An 18,541-nucleotide genomic window follows, 5' to 3' on the forward strand; every position below is an offset into this window, starting at 1 on the left:
CCCCAGTCCCACCACCACCCGCTCCCGCGCCTCCCTTCCCATCGCCGCCACTGCCCGTACTCCCGGCACCAAGTCCCGCCGAGCCAGAGTTCGTCCCACCATTCCCGCCGCCACTGCCCGCGGCTGCCGCCCCTGCCGACGAAGTCCCGCCGCCACTGCCGCTTTGCGAGCCCGCAGCCGATAGCGATCCCAACCCGCCCGCCGCCGCAGCGACTCCAATTCCGCCGGGCGTCACCATGTCATCGCTCTCCCGCTTGCAGCCAGGCGCGTCGAACGACGGACAATCAATCGGCAACGCTTGCGCAACCATCATCCTCGACGGACTGACCAACGGCGCGGCAGACGGCGCCTGATTCGTTTGCGCACCCGCCATCGCCGCATACAAACTCACGGCAACTGCAAATACCGCCCGGCGCGTCCCCAACGCCAGAGCATCCCCGTTTCTATTTTTCATTTCATTCTCCTAACTATATGCCTTGAAAGACCGGCCTGGATAACAAGTGACTCTCTGTTCACTGTTAAAAATGAAACTTCAACACCCAGTCGTCTTTGCCGCGCGTCACACAAAACCGCATGACATCCGGCATTTCTCTCGCGGAAAACCCCGGTCCGATTCAACGTGATTCGAGAGAAACGATTGGCTGTGCACGAACTGATTTTTAAATGGACACAGCTGGGCCTGATGGACATTGAAGTTATGCGGAGCGCCATTCAGTGACCGTGCGCTAGCCCACGCAATGTGACATCGCCGACTTCTTTAGCGATTAATTGCGCGCCCGAACTGTCAGAGATCGTCAATTACCGTTTCATCAAAATCCGGAAATTCCTCCCTTTATATACGCACTCCGAACTATTAACTTCGCACTGGAGCCAAAGCCTCGCAGAATGCATCAAGCCGATATCGCCGTTGCCGTCACATAGCGAAAAAGAAACGCTATGTGTTTCTCCGAACATAAAAAAGCCACTATCGAGATGGGAGTGAGCGCAATCACACAGACAGCGCAACTCAGGATTTCCTACTCTGAGTCATCATTCCTCGGTGATTCAGCAAAACACAAAAACGGCGAGTGAATAAACGAGCGCAGTCGCGAGCCATCACAAGAGGTAAAAACCCACTCTCGCGACAAAAGACGAGGAACCGGGCGCCGCCGCTTCAGGCAGACATCCCGCGCACGGCCGCGGCCCACCATCCCAATAGCAAACGCGTCCAGTCATGTCGCCCGCGCAAGCCTCGGCGAGTCGAACTGGAAAGTGTCGCTATGCAACCACCACACCGCCGCACAACCAACACTTCCTGGCAGCGGCTTTTTCCGAAGCATTTCCACCATCCGCGGCATCGAGACGAGTCATCGTCACCGGCGCGGCCCGCGGATGCCTGTCGCGCGAGCTCTCGCGCACGGCCGCTAAAAAACGCGGGTTTACCTCTGTTTGACTTCAGGAAGCAGGCTCGTTTACTGGACGCAAAACAACCTTTCAGGACACTTCCGATTTGCTCTGGCCAGCTGAATAGTGTTCTGCGAGCGTCTTCCACTATCTCAGGAGATGAACCATGGTTATTGTGTCCAGCAGCGCCGTCGACGAATTGAAAACTGCTGTCCGGGGACAGGTTCTGCTGCCCGGCGACGCCAGCTTCGATCAGGCACGCAGCATCTGGAACGCGATGATCGACCGGCATCCGTCAGTCATTCTGCGTTGCGCGGGCGTGGCCGACGTGCGCCAGGGTGTGGGGTTCGCGCGCGACAACGGCCTGTCGCTGGCGATTCGGGGCGGCGGCCACAACATTGGCGGCAGCGCATTGTGCGACGACGGTGTGGTGCTCGACTTGTCGCAGATGAAATCAGTGCATATCGATCCCACGGCACGGCGTGCCTATGTCGAACCGGGCGCGACGCTGCACGATTTCGACCATGAAGCGCAGGCATTCGGGCTCGCCACTCCGCTCGGCATCAATTCGACCACCGGCGTCGCGGGCCTGACGCTCGGCGGCGGCTTCGGCTGGCTGAGCCGTAGATATGGCATGACGATAGACAATCTGGTTTCCGCCGACGTCGTGACCGCCGAGGGCGAATTCCTCAACACGAGCGCCGACTCGCACGAAGATCTCTTCTGGGCGATTCGCGGCGGCGGCGGCAATTTCGGCGTCGTCACGCGATTCGAGTTCGCTCTGCATCCGGTGGGACCGCTGGTATACGGCGGCCTCGTCGTCCTGCCGCTCACACAGGCACGGGACGCCCTGCTCAAATACCGCGCGGCGAACGCCGGCATGCCGGAGGAACTGAGTGTGTGGGCCGTGCTGCGGCTCGCGCCGCCGCTGCCGTTTCTGCCGCCCGAAGTGCACGGCAAACCGGTGATCGTGTTCGCGATGTGCTATACAGGGCCCGTCGAAAGCGGTCCGGCCGCGGTGGAATTCGTACGCGCATTCGGCACGCCGGTTGGTGAACATCTCGGCCCGATGCCGTTTGTCGCGTGGCAGCAGGCGTTCGACCCGCTACTCACGCCAGGCGCGCGCAATTACTGGAAATCGCACAATCTCGGCGAGATTCAGGACGGGCTCGTCGACGCGCTGCTCAGCGCGATCGATCAGTTGCCGTCACCGCAATGCGAGATTTTCTTCGGACAGATCGGCGCGCAGACCCAGCGCGTGGCCGTGGAAGCCACCGCCTATTCGAGCCGCGACACGCTGTACGCGATGAACGTGCACGGCCGGTGGGACGACGCAAGCGACGACGAGCGCTGCATCGCGTGGGCTCGCGCGTTCTTCGACGCGGCGGCACCCTTCGCGCTGGGCAGCGTCTACGTTAACTTCATGACGCAGGAGGAAGGCGGCCGGGTCGCCGACGCCTACGGGCCGAACTACGAACGGCTGGTCGCGGTAAAAAACCGCTACGATCCGCGCAACCTGTTCCGCTGCAACCAGAACATCCGACCGTCGGTGTAGTCATAGAAGCACGAGGAACGGCGCGAGATTCGCGCGCCCGTTCCCGCGCCGGCGGGCCCGACCCGCCAATACGCACGCAAATGCGGGGGCTAGGCACGCTAAATGCTGATCAGCAATCGACGTACGTACGGTTCACCTGCGTCACGGTACGATTGCTCGCCAGGAAACGAGAAACCCAGCCTTCATAACTTAATAACGCACAAGGAAAAACAACATGCGCAGACGACAATTCATCATGACCACCAGCGCCGCCCTCGCCACGGCGGGCCTTGGCCTCGCCGGCTGCACGACCACGTCGCCGTCTTCGAGCGCATCGTCTTCAGCCAACGCCGGCAAGCGCGACACGATCAATGCGGGAGTCGATTCCACGCTCTCGCGTCTCTACGCGAACGTCAACGGTTCGCGCGAACTGGTGGCGAAAGCACGCGGCATTCTGGTGTTCCCGTCTGTGATCTCGGCGGGCTTCTGGGTCGGCGGCCAGTACGGCGAAGGGGCGTTGCGCGTGGCCGGCCGCACGGCGGGCTATTACAGCACCGTTGCGGGCTCCTTCGGTTTGCAGATCGGCGCGCAGTCCAAGGCTCTCGTATTCCTCTTCATGACGCAGGACGCGCTCGACAAATTCCTGGGCAGCCAGGGGTGGGCAGCCGGCGCGGACGCGACCGTCGCCGTGCTAAAGGTCGGCGCGAACGGAGCGGTCGACACCTCGACCGCCACCAGCCCGGTCGAAGCCTTTGTCCTGACGAACGGCGGCCTGATGGCCGGCGTATCGCTCGAAGGCACCAAAGTCTCGCGCCTGATGATCTGAGCGCACGCGCATGCCGCGCAGCCGCCTGACCGGCTGCGCGGCATGCGCGCTCCATTCGTCGGGGGCCGCGTGGACACCTACAGCGGGCCCCTTCCTGACCCGACGCGAACCCTTGGCGCCACTGTACGCTCACTGAACGCATTACCGGCCACCTTCTCCGCACTGCTGTAAAATCCAGCCCTTCTGTCATCTTCCCGGCCAGCGCTGCAACTCAGGCCGGGACATTCACCTGTTCGAAGCCGCGCGTCTCGTATCCATGCACGCTGTTTGCCCGGACTTCCCACCTCGCTGAAGATGAACACCGCTCGTCCCACTCACGGCTGGCTTGCCGCGCTGCCCGGCATCAAAAGCAATGTCCTTGCAGGACTGACTTCGTCTTTCGCGCTGGTGCCGGAATGCATCGCCTTTGCGCTGGTCGCCCATCTCAATCCGCTGATGGGCCTGTACGGTGCTTTCTTCATCTGCACCATCACGGCCCTGTTCGGCGGACGCCCCGGCATGATCTCCGGCGCCGCCGGTTCGATGGCGGTGGTCATCGTGGCGCTCGTCGTGCAACACGGCGCGCAATATCTGCTCGCCACCGTGATCCTCAGCGGCATCCTGATGGTGCTATTCGGCGCGCTGCGGCTCGGCAAACTGATCCGCATGGTGCCGCATCCGGTAATGCTCGGTTTCGTCAACGGGTTGGCGATCGTCATCGCGACGGCGCAGCTTGCGCACTTCAGACAGAGCACGCCGCAAGGCGAGCAATGGCTGCACGGCAGCGCGTTGATAATGATGGGCGGACTCGTCGCGCTGACCATGGCGATCGTCTATCTGCTGCCGCGACTCACGCGCGCGGCGCCGCCCGCTCTGGTGGCTATCGTCGGCGTCGGGCTCCTCACGCAGGTGTTGCACCTGCCCACGCGCACGCTCGGCGACATGGCGCACATTGCAGGCGGCCTGCCGGGTCTGCATATGCCGGGCGTCCCGCTGGATCTGGACACGCTGCATGTGGTGCTGCCCTACGCGGTGCTGATGGCGATCGTCGGTTTGCTGGAAACGCTGCTCACGTTCAATCTCACCGACGAGATCACCGAAACCCGCGGCCAGCCGAACCGTGAATGCCTCGCGCTCGGCGCGGCGAATATCGCCTCGGGTCTGTTCGGCGGCATGGGCGGCTGCGCCATGATCGGACAGACGATGATCAACCTCAATTCGGGCGGACGTTCGCGCCTGTCGGGAATCGTCAGCGGCGTGATGATCCTGATGTACATCCTGTTCCTGTCGCCGCTGATCGAACGCATTCCGCTGGCGGCGCTGGTCGGCGTGATGTTCGTGGTGGCGCAGCAGACCTTCGCATGGGGCTCGCTACGAGTGCTGGGCAAAGTGCCGCGCCACGACGCGCTGGTGATCGTGGCGGTCACCATCATCACCGTGTTCTCCGATCTGGCGATCGCCGTGCTATGCGGCGTCGTGATCGCCGCGCTCAATTTCGCGTGGCAGCACGCCCGCGAAATTCATGCGCATGTCGAAGATCGCGCCGACGACAAGATCTATGCGCCGCGCGGCACGCTGTTTTTTGCGTCGACCGCCCGTTTTCACGAGCTGTTCGACCCGCTGCAAGATCCCGAGCGCGTCACGATCGATTGCCGCGATCTGCTGCTGGCGGACCATTCCGCGCTCGCGGCGCTGCAAGGCCTCGTCGAGCGCTATCGGAAAGCCGGCAAACAGTTGCGCATGAAGAATCTGTCCGAGCGCAACCAGCGTCTGCTGAGTCGCGCCGGAATTGCATTGGCGTAACGAACTGCGCGCTTCGCCCAGCCGCGTGCCGCGAGTCAGCGGCCTTCCGGCAGCGTGAACACGGCAATCGCCGCGCTGAGCTGGCCGGTTTGCGCTTTCAGCACATCCGCCGAGGCACTCGCCTCTTCCACCAGCGCCGCGTTCTGCTGCGTCGTCTGATCCATGCTCGCCACCGCAATGTTGACCTGCTCGATGCCCGAGCTTTGCTCCACCGAAGCCGCGCTGATCTCGCCCATGATGTCCGTCACGCGGCGCACCGCCTGCACGACTTCCTGCATGGTTTCGCCAGCGCGGCTCACGTACTGCGAGCCGCCTTCGATCTGTGCCGCGGACTCCTCGATCAGCGTCTTGATCTCCTTGGCCGCCGCCGCGCTGCGTTGCGCGAGGCTGCGCACTTCGCCGGCCACCACCGCGAAGCCGCGTCCTTCCTCGCCGGCGCGGGCCGCTTCGACTGCCGCGTTCAAGGCGAGAATGTTGGTCTGAAACGCAATGCCTTCGATCACCCCGATGATGTCGCCGATCCGGTGCGACGACTGCGAAATGCCGCGCATCGTCTCGACCACCTGGCCGACCACTTCGCCGCCGCGCACCGCCGTCTCGGATGCGTTATGCGCGAGCTGGCTGGCCTGCCTGGCGTTGTCGGCGTTCTGCTTCACGGTCGCGGTGATCTGCTCCATGCTCGACGCGGTTTCGCCGAGCGCGGTGGCCTGCTGCTCGGTCCGGCGCGACAGGTCCGCGTTGCCGGCGGCAATTTCGTTGGACACCGTGGAGATCAGCGTCGCGCCGCCGCGAATCTGCGCGATCGCCTGCGCGAGGCGCTGCTGCATGCGCCGCATTGCCGCGAGCAGGCTGGTTTCGTCGCCCGCCTTTGTCTCCACGACCAGGTCGAGTTCGCCGTCGGCAATGCGGGCAGCGATCTGCGCCGCGTACGCCGGTTCGCCGCCGAGTTGCCGCAGGATGCTGCGCAGGATCACGCCGATCACGAGCGACACCACCACACACAGCATCAGCGCGGCGCCCACGTACTGCACGAGCGTCGTGTAAAACGCGGCGTCGATATCGTCGGTGAATACGCCGGTGACGATCGTCCAGTCCCACGGTTTGTACAGCCGCACGAAGTTGATCTTCGGCGCCATTTCATTGGAGCCGGGCTTCGGAAACTGCAGATGGATGAAGCCTTCGCCTTCGCGCTCGGCGAGGTCGGAGCCGTCCTTGAACACGTGGCGCCCCTGCGGGTCGGTGAAGCCGCTCATGTCCTTGCCTTCCAGGTCGGCGCGTACGCCATGCATGAGAACGCGGGCCTGCGCGTCCTCGAGCACGAGATAGCCGCCGGCACCGTTGTAGCGCATGGCGCGCAGATCGGCCATCGCCGTGCGCTGCGCGTCGGCAAGCGGCATGGCGCCCGAGGCGACGAGGCCGTTATAGCGATCCAGCACGCTATACGCGACGCCGACCACGCTCTTCAGTTCAGCCTGGCGATCGGCGATCATCGTGTCGCGCGTCTTGAACGCGCCCCACAGGCCGATTGCCAGAATACCCATGCACATTACCGCTAGCGCGAGCCAGAGCCGCACCTTCAGGCGAAACCGTTCCATCTCCGTATCCCTTTGTACTTGTCGTCGACGCGCTGCCAGGGCGGACGCCCAGGCGGCTCATGTCCATCTTCAGGATTAACGGCGGAACGGGAAAAAACTTCAGGGCTTGCCGATCGGCCGCAGCCACACGGCCAAGGCGTGGACCGGGCTGGCGCTACTTGCGACCTGGCGGGCCCGACGGGCGTGCTCATGACCGGGTGGACCTGATTTGGTGCGGCTCGTGACCGGGTGGACCCGGCTGGCGTGGCCCCCGACCGGGCGGAGCTGACTGGCGCGGCTCATGACCTGGCGGAACCGGCTGGCGCTGCCCCCGACCTGGTGGACCCAGCTAGCGCGGCCCACGGAGTGGCCGACGTGACGGCGCCGTCTCCCAACCGGATCGCACACGCAGGCCGCAAGCGAGGCGTTACTCCGCCGGCAGCGTCAGCGATGCGACTTCGCAGCGCGGCCACTGACGCAACACGTCCGGCGCCAGCAACAACTTGGCGGCTCGCACGCCCGCGCCCATGACGATCTGGTTCCGCTCCATGACGGCGGCGTCGACGAGAATGCGCCAGTCGGCCGGCAAGCCGAAGGCGGTGATACCGCCGAACTCCATGCCGCTATGCTCCACGGCCGCTTCCCGCTTCGCGAACGAAAGCCGTTGCGCGCCCAGGGCCGCCTTCACCGCGCCGTTGATGTCCAAACGCAGCGAACCCAACGAGACCAGCGCTGCGTAATGCTCTGCGCCCTCCTTTTTGTACCGGATCACGATGGTGTTCGCACAGTCTTCCAGACCGAAACCGTAGCGCGCGCTGAATTCGGCGGTATCCGAAGCGTCGTCGGAGACGGAGAAAACCGTCACGCCTTGCGCCGGCAACTGCTCGACGACATGCGCGGGCAAATGGGCGCCCAATTGTTCGGCCGGAATGACATCCAACTGCTGTATGAGTTCGTGCGAGTGCATGGCGAGCAAAGTGTATGAGGATCCCCGGCATTCTAACGGCACGCCTGAGCCGAGGTGCGCGGGCTCCGCGCACGCCGGTCCCGCTTGTTATAGTGACAGGCACAAGGTTTGCGAAAGCTTTCACGCGAAGACTGCGTCAAGGCTGCCTCGACGGTTCACCCCGCCCTATCGCCTTGCCCGCGCGGCGTCAGCACCTCTTGAGAAACACGACCATGGACATGGACACGCTTTCCGCCGAAAACCTGCAACTGGCGGCCCGCAAGCAGGCCAACTGGGCCATCGGCGCCTTCAGACAGTTTGCCGAGGACCGCTGCGCGGCCATGGCCGCAAGCATCGCCTTCTATGCCGCGTTTTCGCTTGCGCCCGCATTGGTCATGGTGATCGCCGTGGCCGGCTGGGTCTTCGGCGCGGAAGCCGCGCGCGGCGAGTTGTTCGACCACATTCACGGATTGCTCGGCGACCAGGCCGCCGCGGGCGTGCAGACCATCGTCGAGAACGCTCATCACAACGGCAGCGCCGGCGGCATCGCGGCGATCATTTCGTTCTCGATGCTGGCGATCGGCGCTTCGGCCACTTTCTCGTCGCTCAATAGCGCACTCAATATAGTGTGGCCGTATACGGGGCCGCGGTCGTCGAGCGTGATCGCGCTGGTGCGCGTGCGCCTGATCTCGTTCGGCCTGGTGCTGGGCGTCGCGTTCCTGCTGATCGTTTCGCTGGTTCTCGATACGATCATCACCTTCGTCGGCAAGTGGCTCTGGGGCGACTCGCCGTACGTCGTGATCGGCAACCTGTTGCAACTCGGCGTCGGCTTGCTGGTGCTGGCGTGTGCGTTCGCCGGCCTGCTCAAGTTTCTGCCGGACGCTCGCGTGCGCTGGCTCGATGCGTTTGTCGGCGGGATTGTCGCCGCCGTGCTGTTCTCCGCGGGCAAGAAGCTGTTCGCCCTTTATATCGCGCACGCCGGGATGGCCAGTTCGTTCGGCGCGGCCGGCTCGCTCGCCGTGCTGCTGATGTGGCTGTACTTCTCGGCCGCTGTGCTGCTGCTCGGCGCGGAGTTTTCGGCGGCGCGCGGGCGCATGCACGACCCGCGCGGAGGCTGGGGCATGCAGGACGACACGCCGCCCGGCAGCCGCGCCAAGCTTGCGTCGGTGCTGGCGGCATCGACGGTCAGTGCGGATGCTGCGCCCCACATGGCCGCACAGGCGCACACCGCTTCGAGCGACGCCGCGCTCGCCGCCGCCGGGCGCGACGCAACTGCAAACGCGCCGGGCGGTACGGCGGCGTCGGCTTTTCGGGAGCAATCCGGCAACACGGCGTCAGCGCGAGCGACTGCGGTCAAACTCGCCCGCAGCGTCGTCTCGGCCGAAGCGCAAGCGACCCGCATCGCCGCCGACACGCTGATCGAGGCGAGCCGCAAAGCCGTCGCGGCCGATCGCTACGTGCGGCGGCACCCGTGGCCTTCGATGTTGCTGGCCGCGGCTGCCGGGCTGGCAGCGGCGACCGTCGCGCGCCGCAACGCCCGCGATAGCGACAGCGAGCGCAATTCCTGACGCCTCGCGTTTCAACCGGACCCCGTCTGGCCGCACCTATGCACCAACATGGTCGCGCCTGACCACAGCACGACGAACCTGTCCAGCGCCTGCGTCAAGCAAAACGCATCGCAATTTTTATGCAGATCCTGCAAAGCGACCAAAAAAACTAGACGACTAGATTACGAAGCACCTTCAAGGAAGTGTCGAAAGTGAAGGTGCCAGAGTCGTCACTGTCAACAAAACAACAATAATGCTTGGCTAGGGAATAAATGTTGCTGAAACAGGAATAATCGTTAACGCGCTTTAAATACAAGGCTTTGCGTCGGTTGTCAGTTTTTGGAGACAGTCTTTTTTTTCCAGTTCTAGCGGATAGACCTCTGCGCTATTCTCCTTCCCGCAACAACAAACTAATCATCTGCGTGGAGAAATGGATGAAACGAATCGCACTGTCTACCCTCTCGCTGGCGCTCCTCGGCGTCACTGGCGTCGCACACGCTCAAAGCAGCGTTACCCTGTACGGCTTGATCGATGAATCGGTTCAGTTCGCCCACAACACGGTCGACGCTTCCGGCAAGAACGCGAATCAGGTCGGCCTGGTCGGCGGCAACCTGCAAGGCGATCGTTGGGGCTTGAAAGGCACCGAAGATCTCGGCGGCGGCCTGAAGGCGATTTTCCAATTGGAAAACGGCTTTGACCTCAACACCGGCAAGCTGGGTCAAGGCGGCAAGATGTTCGGTCGTCAAGCCTACGTCGGCCTGACGGGCGATCAATGGGGTACGTTCACGCTGGGTCGTCAATACGATCCGCTGGTCGACATGGTTCAGCCGCTGACGGCTGACAACTACTTCGGTTCGACCTTCGCCACGCCGGGCGACGTCGACAACAACGACAACTCCTCGCGCACGAACAACGCCATCAAGTACACCTCGCCGGTGTGGGGCGGCTTCCAGTTCGAAGGCATGTACGCTCTGGGCGGCGTGGCTGGCCAGACGGGTTCGGGCCAAACGTGGTCGGGCGCTGCAACGTACGCAACGGGTCCGTTCAGCGTTGCTGCCGGCTACTTCCGCGCAGACAACGGCAACACGCTGGCTAGCCGCACGTCGGCAGGCTCGGTGGGCTGGAACGGCAGCACGTCGGACGGCACGTTCGACAACCAGGTCAACGGTGCCTACGTGGCAGCCAAGTCGATCGGCATCGCTTCGGTCGCCGTGCAATACGTCACGGGCCCGTTCACGGCCAACCTGCGCTACAGCAACGCGCAGTACAAGCCGGACGCGAACTCGGGCTTCGGTTCGACCGAGAAGTACAACATCGGCGCCGCATACCTGGGTTACCAGGCAACGCCGGCAATGCTGGTTGGCGTGGGCTATACCTACACCAAGGCTAGCGGCGATTCGGGCGCAACGTATCACCAGGTCTCCCTGGGCGGCGACTACAACCTGTCGAAGCGCACGGACATCTACCTGGTTGGCGCATATCAGCACGCAAGCGGCCAGCAACGCGCCGCGGACGGCACGCTGGTCAATGCAGGCGCAGCAATCGGTTCGTATAGCTACAACTCGGCTTCCAGCTCGCAAGAACTGGTCAGCCTGGGCATCCGCCACAAGTTCTAATCTGACTTGACGGACTGCTGAAGCAACACGCAGTTGAAGACCAGCCACGGGCGAGAAGCCTGTGGCTGGTTTTTTTTCGTGCTGAGACTTCTTCTGCAATACAGGCCCGCGTCACGGCACCGCGCTCGCACACTCGCAGATGCTTCGGCTCGCCAGATACGCGGCCGCCCCGCGCACCGGACGACGCAAAAAAGGCCGCCAGCAACCCGGTTGGGGCGCCTGACGACCTTGTTTCGCTACAGCGGCTTCTTATACGGCTGCTTCTTCATCACGGAAGGCGGACCTCGGCCTCGCCGGCACAGCCTACCTGCGCTGCGATTTGCCCTTCTCCGCCTGCGCCAGCGTCTGCGCGGGCTTCGCGTGGAGTTCATGCTCGATGCCGTCGGCGCCCACCGGCGCGCGATACAGCACCAGCGCCCGCTCGCGCTGCAGCAACGGCACGTTCGGCGAATCCTGCCAGTCCGGGTCGGGAATCTCGCCGAACACCTGGCGCAGCCGCTCACCCCACGTACGGTGAATCATCTCGAAGTACGCGTTGTCGTGATCGATCGAGACGAAACGCGTGACGCGCAGCGCATCCTTCTGATAGACCAGCAGATCGAGCGGCAACCCGACCGACAGGTTCGAGCGCAGCGTGGAGTCCATGGAGACCAGCGCGCACTTGGCGGCCTCGTCGAGCGGCGTGGACGGCGTGAGCACGCGGTCGATGATCGGCTTGCCGTACTTCGCCTCGCCGATCTGGAAATACGGATTCACCGCCGACGCCTCGATGAAATTGCCCGCCGCGTAGATCATGAACAGGCGCGGCCGGTTGCCGGCGATCTGCCCGCCGAGAATAAAGCTGCAATTGAAATCGACGCCGAATTCCTGCAACGCTTCGGCCTCGCGCTGATGCACGCACCGCACCGCGCGGCCGATCACGCGGGCCGCGTCGGCCATGGTGGGCGCGCTCCAGAGCGTGGGTTGGGACGGATCCGCGGGTTCCGACAGTTCGTGCAGCACCGCCTGGGTAAGCGACAGATTGCCGGCGCCCAGCAGGACGAGCATGCGCTCGCCCGGCTGCTCGAATACCGACATCTTGCGCGCGGTGCTGATGTGATCGACGCCCGCATTGGTGCGCGTGTCCGAGAGGAACACGAGACCGTCGTCGACGGACATCGCGACACAGTAAGTCATAAGGAAAGGTACCTGCAAAAAAACCACTGAATGGCGCTATTGTAATGCCGCGCGCATGCGTCCCTATTCCGTATTACGGCCTTTGCGGGCCCAATCTGAATGGGTTGTGAGGGCTGGCGCTCACTAGCGCCTCCAGCGGGCCTCTCCGGACCGTCACCCTCTCTCCGCAGCTATTGCGGCTGTTGCGCACTGACCATCACGGACACCTTCAGCTGTTCTTCCAGCCCGCCGATACGCCGGCCGCGCACCGGCGCGGCCGATTCATAGTCTCGAGCGACAGCGAGACGGCAGTAGATTTCACTGGCGAACGCGGCGTGCGTGACATCGATGGAAATCCAGCCCGTGCCCTCCAGCCATACGTCGACCCAGGCGTGGCTGGCAGCGTGCGGCACATCGCCCGGCTCGATATAGCCGCTCACGTAGCGCGCCGGAATGCCTCGCGCGCGGCAGCACGCGAGCATCAGATGCGCGTGGTCCTGACACACACCGTTGCCGAGCGCGAGCGCCTGGGCGGCCGTGCTGGTGACTTCGGTGACGCCCGGGTTGTACTTCACGCGCTGCACGATCCGTTCGGACAGCGCGATCAGGTTCGCCGAGCTCGCCAGGTTCGGCACCGATTCGGCGAGCTCGCGGACTGCGGCATCGGCCTCGGTCAGCCGCGTCGAACAGGTGAAATGCTCCAGCGGAATCGGGCCGATGTGGTCGGGCAGATAGCCGTCGATCAGCGGGATCGTGTCCACCTCGCCGGCCACATGCAGACGAATCTCGCTATGCGGCTTGTTGATGACCAGTGTGTGCAGCACGTTGCCGTAAGCGTCGAAAGTCGCGTCGAGCTTGCCCGGCGCGTCGATGCTCCAGCGCCGCACGACCTGCGAGGCGCCGCTCGACGGCGTCAGACGCAGTTGCTGGATCGAATAATGGACAGTCGCTTCGTAGCGATAGGACGTGTCGTGGCGGATCGTCAGGTACATAAAAAACTCCGTCAGGCGACTGGCAGCATCAGATAGGTACGCGCAACCAGATTGCCTAGCTCGAACACACGAGCGAGGAACTGCGTCAGATAGGCGTGCAGGCCGGCCTCGAAAATCTGCCGGATGTCGGAATACACAAGTTCGGCGCGCAGTTTGCCGGCGAACCGCTCGCACTGGTTCGAACCCGAGGTGCGCAGCATCGCCAGATTCGCGCAGACGCCTTCGAGCGACGCCAGCAGCGAACGCGGCATCTGCTGATTCAGGATCATCAGTTCGACCACGCGCGCCGGCGTGACGACGTCGCGATACACCTTGCGATAGATCTCCAGCGCCGACACCGAGCTCAGAATCGAGGTCCAGTAATAAAAATCTTCGAGCTGGCGCGCGGCGTCGCGTGAATTCGGTTCGACGTCGGCAAAGCGCACGTCGAGAATCCGCGCGGTGTTGTCGGCGCGCTCCAGATAGGTGCCGAGTTGCGTGAAGAAGAATGCGTCGTCCTGCAGCGCGGTGCCGATCGTCACGCCACGCGAGAGGTGCGAGCGGAACTTCACCCATTCGAACAGCGCGCCGGGATTGTTCGCCGCCTGTCCGGACGAAATGCGCTCGTTGAATTCGAGCCACGTATCGTTGATGGTTTCCCACCACTCGGTCGTCAAGGTGCCACGCACCGCGCGGGCGTTTTCGCGCGCGGCCTGCAAACACGAGTGAATGCTCGACGGATTGGTCGCGTCCGCCACCATGAAATCGAGCACGTGCTCGCGGGTCGGTTCGTCGTAGCGTTGCGCAAACGCGGTTTCGAGTTCGGAAATGCGCAGCACCGAGCGTTGTGCGCGCGCCTCCTGTTCGGGCGTCTGCGGCAATAGCAGCGCCTTCAGGTTGATATCGAGCATGCGGGCGGTGTTCTCCGCGCGCTCCATGTAGCGGGCCATCCAGAAAAGGTGATCGGCGGTTCGGCTTAGCATGACGGCGTTCCGTATCTGATGACGCGAGGCCTTCGTCGAAGTAAAAGGCCCGCGCTGGTTATCCGTATGCGCCGGTGGCGCGCGTGTTGCGTATCACGTGCCGCCCCGGCGCGTTGGGTTGCAGGCGCGGTTGCGTAAAGCATTGCAACCGCATCGGCAACCGCGTCAGTCGACCATCCATGTATCTTTGGTCCCGCCTCCCTGCGACGAATTGACGACGAGCGAGCCCTCCTGCAACGCCACGCGCGTGAGTCCGCCGGCGACCATCGTGACGGTCTTACCGGACAGCACGAACGGACGCAAGTCGATATGGCGCGGCGCGATGCCGCTTTCGACGAACGTCGGGCACGCGGAGAGCGCCAGCGTGGGCTGCGCGATATACCCGCCCGGACGCGCAATCAGACGTTCGCGGAAGGCTTCGATTTCGGCCTTCGTCGAAGCCGGCCCGACGAGCATGCCGTAGCCGCCCGCGCCGTGCACCTCCTTGACCACCAGTTCCGGCAGATGCGCGAGCGTGTATGCCAGATCGTCCGGCTTGCGGCACTGGAACGTGGGCACGTTGTTGAGGATCGGCTTCTCGCCGAGATAAAACTCGATCATTTCCGGCACGTACGGGTAGATCGATTTGTCGTCGGCAATGCCGGTGCCCATTGCATTCGCCAGCGCTACGCGCCCGGCGCGGTACGCCGTCAGCAGACCCGGCACGCCGAGCGCCGAGTCGTTGCGGAAAGCGAGCGGATCGAGAAAATCGTCGTCGACGCGGCGGTAAATCACGTCGACGCGCTTCGGTCCCTGCGTGGTGCGCATGAACACATAGTTGTCGTCGACGAACAGATCCTTGCCTTCCACCAGTTCCACGCCCATCTGCTGCGCGAGGAAGGTGTGCTCGAAATACGCCGAGTTGTACATGCCCGGCGTGAGCACCACCACGACCGGATCGTCGACGCCTTCGGGCGCGACCGAGCGCAGCGTATCGAGCAGCAGATCGGGATAATGCGCGACCGGCGCAATGCGGTTCTGCACGAACAGTTCGGGGAACAGCCGCATCATCATCTTGCGGTTTTCGAGCATGTAGGACACGCCCGACGGCACGCGCAGGTTGTCTTCGAGCACGTAGAACTCGCCTTCGTCGCCCGCGCGCACTACGTCCACACCGGCGATATGCGCGTAAACACCGAGCGGCACATTCACACCCTGCATTTCAGGCCGGTATTGCGCGTTGGTATAGACCTGCTCGGCCGGCACGATGCCGGCGCGCACGATGTTGCGATCGTGATAGACGTCGTGGATGAACAGATTGAGCGCCTGCACCCGCTGGCGCAAACCGGCCTCCAGCGTCTGCCATTCGCTGCGCGGAATGATGCGCGGAATCAGGTCGAAGGGAATCAGCCGCTCGGTGCCGGACAGGTCGCCGTTCACCGCGAAGGTAATGCCGACCCGGCGAAACAGCAGGTCGGCTTCCGCACGCTTGCGTGCGATCGCCTCGTTGCCCTGCTTCACCAGCCACCGCTCAAAGCGCGCGTAGTGTGGCCGCACGGCATCGTCATGATGACGCATCTCGTCATAGCATCGCATGTCACGCCCCGCTCTTGTTGTCGGATAGAAGGCGAATGCGCTGCGCATTCGGTGTTCGACAATCGATCAAGCAAGCGCTATGCCATTGAGCTTTTCACGCACTACACACGGTGTATGCACGCGAACAGCGCATCCCGCCCGGCAAGGCTCCGGTGCCATCGTACTGCGGCGGCCCATGATGCGCTAGTACGGTGCATGCGCAGCACTGCGGTGCGTGCGCGAGGAAAGTTCTTATAACCGCGCCCGCATTCGCGAAACCATGAACGCGCATGAAAAATCCCCGTGGATTTGCACCCACGGGGACTCAGGCAACGTGCATTGAGGATCGTTCCCGAAGGGTACTCCCCTGCGGGCATTTCAAGCGTCAGCCATTGTTAAAAACAGCGCCGACGCGTGAAACGTGATCAGCCTGCAGCAGCGTCTTTTAGCTTCTTCAGCGGACGTGCCTTGATGCGCACGCTAGCCGGCTTGGCCGGGAACCAACGCTCTTCACCCGAGAACGGGTCTTTGCCGAAGCGCTTCTTCTTCGCCGGCACAGCTTGCACGACGATCTTCAGAAGACCCGACAGCGTGAATTCGCCAGCGCCCTTCTTATGCACTGCGCCGAGGATGGTGTCTTCGAGCGCAGCCAGAACGGCCTTGGCGGTCTTCGGTTCCACAGCGGCGCGTTCAGCGACATGTGCAGCCAGCGAGGCCTTCGTGAAGGTGTCCTTGATCGGCGACGGAGCGCTGGACGCCTTCACGGCGACCTTCTTAGCTGCGACGGCCTTCTTCGCAGGAACTTTCTTTGCAGCAACCTTCTTGGTCGGTACCGGGGCAGCAGCCTTCTTGGCCACCTTTTTTGCGGAAGTCGGCATGTTTCTCCTACCTGTTGTGGTCAGTGAATTGCACGAAGCGTGCACGGTATGCGCACGCTTCAACGCCGGATTCTACAAGCGCTAATGCGATTTGCGCGACTCTTTTATGTATAACAGCGAAGGTTTGTTGCGCGGCGCAGACTGCACAACACATTTTGATGCTTGTTTTAGCGGGTAAACGTGCGTCGGCGAGCTCGCGACACGGACGCGTAACGTACGTTACAAGTCATTTCGATGCATGAATAACGGCACTTTCTGCGCCGGGGGATTGCCGCGACCCGCTCGATCATCGCAAAAAAGACGTCGCGGCTCGCGTGCTTATTGCACGAGCCGCGGGAGAATGCCGGCGAGCTTCGTGAGCGCCGCATCGATATCCTCGACTGCAATATTGCCGTAGCCGAAGATCAGGCCCGGCTGCGCCTTGACGCGCAGATGAAAAGCCGCGAGCCCATATAAGCCGATCGATGCTTCACGCGCCGCGCTCACCAGGGCCTGCTCCGTCAGCGGCGCTTTCAGGCGCGCCGCCATATGGATGCCGGCCGTGGGCACGATCGGTTCGAACCAGGGCGCGAGGCCGCCGTGCAAATGGGCGAGCAGCATCGCGCGGCGCGCCGCGTAGATCTTGTGCATGCGCCGCAGGTGCTTGGCGAAGTCGCCGTTGAGCATGAAGGACGCGAGCGCGGTTTGCGTGAGCGTGCAGCCGTGCCAGTCGGTGATCTGGCGCGCCTTGAGCAGCGGACCATAGAGCGAGGCCGGCGGCACGACGTAGCCGACCCGCAGTTCGGGAAAGATCGTCTTTGAAAACGTGCCCACGTACGCCACGAGGCCGGCGCGGTCGAGGCTTTTCAGCGGCTCCATCGCCCGGCCTTCAAAGCGGTACTCGCAGTCGTAGTCGTCTTCGATGATCACCGCGCCGCGCTTCTGCGCCCATTCGAGCAATTCGACGCGGCGCTCCAGACTCATCGGCATGCCGAGCGGAAACTGATGCGAAGGCGTCACGTAGACGAGCCGCGCCTTGTCCGGCAGCTTGCTCACGATCAGGCCTTCCGCATCCACCGGCACAGGCACCACGCGCGCGCCGGTGGCCTTCAGGCACGCATGGGCCGGCGAATAACCGGGATCCTCGATCGCCGCGACTTCGCCTGCACGCAAGCTGATGCGCGCAAGCAGATCGAGCGCGTGCTGCGCGCCTTGCGTCACGATCACGTCTTCCCAGTTACTCGCCACCGCGCGGTTGAAGGCCAGGTAGCGCGAGATCGCGAGGCGCAACTCCTGCTCGCCGGCCGCATCGCGATATGTGCCGGGGCCGCGCGATTGCGCGCGCAACGCACGATTCACGCAGCGGCGCCAGACCTCGAAGGGAAACAGCGTCTTATCCGTCGCGCCGCCAACGAAGTCCTGCGGCAACAGCGCCAAAGGCCGCGGCAACGCCAGGCGCTCGGGCATGTCTTCCCACAGCGGCTGCGCGCGCGCGGCGGTCTTCGCCCTGACCCGCTCGCGCGACGATTCCACCGCCCGCGCATGCGAGGAGCGCTCCACCGGCAAACGCTCCAGGCCGTCGGCAACGAAAGTGCCCGAGCCGGCACGGGCGCTGAGATAGCCTTCGGAGAGCAGCCGCTCGAATACGTCGAGTGTGGTCTTGCGCGAAACGCCCAGTTGCGTGGCGAGATCGCGCGTGGACGGCAGGCGCGTGCCACCGGCAAGGCGCCCTTCGAGAATGCCGGCGCGCAATTGCCGATAGATCTGTCCGGACAGATCGTGATGCCCTTCGACCGCGATATGGATTTCCATC

Annotated in this window: 14 protein-coding genes; 5 read left to right on the top strand and 9 right to left on the bottom strand. The window is 63.5% G+C overall.

What is annotated here, in order from left to right; all coding sequences use genetic code 11:
* Positions 1 to 454, bottom strand: a 454-nt coding sequence (locus NE850_RS21315) for a hypothetical protein (protein ID WP_310699379.1), incomplete at its 3' end; no start/stop codon positions are given.
* A 1,095-nt stretch (positions 455 to 1,549) separates the two neighbouring features.
* Between NE850_RS21315 and NE850_RS21320 the strand changes: the two genes are divergently transcribed.
* The 3 genes from NE850_RS21320 to NE850_RS21330 all read left to right on the top strand — a co-directional run bounded on the left by NE850_RS21320 (position 1,550) and on the right by NE850_RS21330 (position 5,525).
* Positions 1,550 to 2,938, top strand: coding sequence for an FAD-binding oxidoreductase (locus NE850_RS21320; RefSeq protein WP_310699380.1), 1,389 nt, complete (start codon positions 1,550 to 1,552; stop codon positions 2,936 to 2,938).
* 214 nt (positions 2,939 to 3,152) lie between these two features.
* The gene (locus NE850_RS21325; RefSeq protein WP_007177959.1) at positions 3,153 to 3,743 is read left to right on the top strand and encodes a YSC84-related protein; all 591 of its coding nucleotides are present in this window, start codon (positions 3,153 to 3,155) and stop codon (positions 3,741 to 3,743) included.
* A gap of 294 nt (positions 3,744 to 4,037) precedes the next feature.
* A complete protein-coding gene (locus tag NE850_RS21330) occupies positions 4,038 to 5,525 on the top strand; it encodes a SulP family inorganic anion transporter (protein ID WP_007177960.1) in 1,488 nt (495 codons plus the stop codon).
* A gap of 35 nt (positions 5,526 to 5,560) precedes the next feature.
* Here the strand turns inward: NE850_RS21330 and NE850_RS21335 are convergent, their stop codons facing one another.
* Both NE850_RS21335 and NE850_RS21340 read right to left on the bottom strand, forming a co-directional pair.
* Positions 5,561 to 7,120, bottom strand: a complete 1,560-nt coding sequence (locus NE850_RS21335; protein WP_007177961.1) for a methyl-accepting chemotaxis protein — start codon at positions 7,118 to 7,120, stop codon at positions 5,561 to 5,563.
* 406 nt (positions 7,121 to 7,526) lie between these two features.
* Positions 7,527 to 8,066, bottom strand: a complete 540-nt coding sequence (locus tag NE850_RS21340) for a YbaK/EbsC family protein (RefSeq protein ID WP_007177962.1) — start codon at positions 8,064 to 8,066, stop codon at positions 7,527 to 7,529.
* Between the two features lie 212 nt (positions 8,067 to 8,278).
* Here NE850_RS21340 and NE850_RS21345 point away from each other — a divergent pair, with 212 nt between their 5' ends.
* Positions 8,279 to 9,613 carry a YihY/virulence factor BrkB family protein gene (locus NE850_RS21345; RefSeq protein ID WP_310699381.1) on the top strand — a complete coding sequence of 445 codons (1,335 nt, stop codon included), beginning with the start codon at positions 8,279 to 8,281 and terminating at the stop codon, positions 9,611 to 9,613.
* A 413-nt stretch (positions 9,614 to 10,026) separates the two neighbouring features.
* A complete protein-coding gene (locus NE850_RS21350; RefSeq protein WP_007177964.1) occupies positions 10,027 to 11,208 on the top strand; it encodes a porin in 1,182 nt (393 codons plus the stop codon).
* A 303-nt stretch (positions 11,209 to 11,511) separates the two neighbouring features.
* On the opposite strand, the gene NE850_RS21355 is transcribed toward NE850_RS21350, so the two are convergent.
* From NE850_RS21355 to NE850_RS21380, 6 genes are all read right to left on the bottom strand, one after another.
* Positions 11,512 to 12,384, bottom strand: coding sequence for a proteasome-type protease (locus NE850_RS21355; protein WP_007177965.1), 873 nt, complete (start codon positions 12,382 to 12,384; stop codon positions 11,512 to 11,514).
* A 170-nt stretch (positions 12,385 to 12,554) separates the two neighbouring features.
* Positions 12,555 to 13,355 carry a transglutaminase family protein gene (locus NE850_RS21360; protein WP_310699383.1) on the bottom strand — a complete coding sequence of 267 codons (801 nt, stop codon included), beginning with the start codon at positions 13,353 to 13,355 and terminating at the stop codon, positions 12,555 to 12,557.
* A gap of 11 nt (positions 13,356 to 13,366) precedes the next feature.
* Positions 13,367 to 14,317: an alpha-E domain-containing protein gene (locus NE850_RS21365; RefSeq protein WP_007177967.1), complete on the bottom strand. Its 951-nt coding sequence runs from the start codon at positions 14,315 to 14,317 to the stop codon at positions 13,367 to 13,369.
* 165 nt (positions 14,318 to 14,482) lie between these two features.
* Positions 14,483 to 15,892 carry a circularly permuted type 2 ATP-grasp protein gene (locus tag NE850_RS21370; protein WP_007177968.1) on the bottom strand — a complete coding sequence of 470 codons (1,410 nt, stop codon included), beginning with the start codon at positions 15,890 to 15,892 and terminating at the stop codon, positions 14,483 to 14,485.
* A 404-nt stretch (positions 15,893 to 16,296) separates the two neighbouring features.
* Positions 16,297 to 16,749 (bottom strand): HU family DNA-binding protein, encoded by a 453-nt coding sequence (locus NE850_RS21375; RefSeq protein ID WP_007177969.1) that lies wholly within the window; start codon positions 16,747 to 16,749, stop codon positions 16,297 to 16,299.
* A gap of 318 nt (positions 16,750 to 17,067) precedes the next feature.
* A complete protein-coding gene (locus NE850_RS21380; protein ID WP_007177970.1) occupies positions 17,068 to 18,540 on the bottom strand; it encodes a PLP-dependent aminotransferase family protein in 1,473 nt (490 codons plus the stop codon).
* Between the last annotated feature and the right edge of the window lies 1 nt (position 18,541).

The organism is Paraburkholderia sp. USG1 (assembly GCF_031570135.1).
GTDB classification, from domain to species: Bacteria; Pseudomonadota; Gammaproteobacteria; order Burkholderiales; family Burkholderiaceae; genus Paraburkholderia; species Paraburkholderia dioscoreae.